General features: G+C 61.8%; 1 protein-coding gene. It reads left to right on the top strand.

Features of this window, described 5'->3' with window-relative positions:
• Positions 1 to 332: 332 nt before the first annotated feature.
• On the top strand, positions 333 to 849 hold a 517-nt coding region (locus OK17_RS18595; RefSeq protein ID WP_461418350.1), incomplete at its 3' end, for an ABC transporter ATP-binding protein.

The raw sequence follows: 849 nt of genomic DNA, 5'->3' as shown, positions 1-849 counted from the left end.
AGAGTGAAGTCGCGCGCGACTTCACTCTGGCCCAACGACTTCGGTCGATGTCGCACAGTCGAAACGGCGTCCACCCGAGTGACCTGCGACTCTGCGTCGGGCGTCACAGGGGGCGGTTATGTCCGACTTCCCTCACTTCATTCCATCCGCTAATGTCATCGACGCGGCGAGGGTTACCGGTTGGTAGCTTTCTCGTCGCCAACGCTGAGTAGCTCCGGTCGCGTTGTGGGTGGACTCTGGTCGGTTACAGTGACCCCAACCACAAATGCCACCGGCTGGTGTGCGGCCACACCGTGGCCGCTCTCGGGGGCAGCGAACGTCTGGAGGAAGTTGTGGGTGTAGAGGTCAGTGTCGAGGGGCTCACCAAGTCGTTCGGATCTCAGAACATTTGGCGTGATGTCTCTCTGACCCTTCCGGAGGGAGAGGTCTCCGCACTGCTCGGACCGTCGGGTACCGGTAAGTCGGTGTTCCTGAAGACCTTGATCGGTCTCCTTCATCCCGAGCAGGGCTCGGTGATCATCGACGGCACCGACATCACGCAGTGCTCGGCCAAGGAGCTCTACGAGATCCGCAAGCTGTTCGGCGTCCTCTTCCAGGACGGTGCGCTGTTCGGTTCGATGAGCCTGTTCGACAACATCGCGTTCCCCCTTCGTGAGCACACGAAGAAGAAGGAGAACGAGGTCCGCGACATCGTGATGGAGAAGATCGACCTGGTCGGTCTGACCGGTGCCGAGGACAAGCTCCCCGGTGAGATCTCCGGCGGTATGCGCAAGCGCGCCGGCCTGGCCCGCGCCCTCGTTCTCGATCCCCAGATCATCCTGTGCGACGAGCCGGACTCGGGTCTGGATC

It is taken from the genome of Gordonia sp. GN26 (assembly GCF_054823965.1).
The sequence above is the reverse complement of the archived record's forward strand: the minus strand, read 5'-3'. Positions and strand labels throughout refer to the sequence as shown.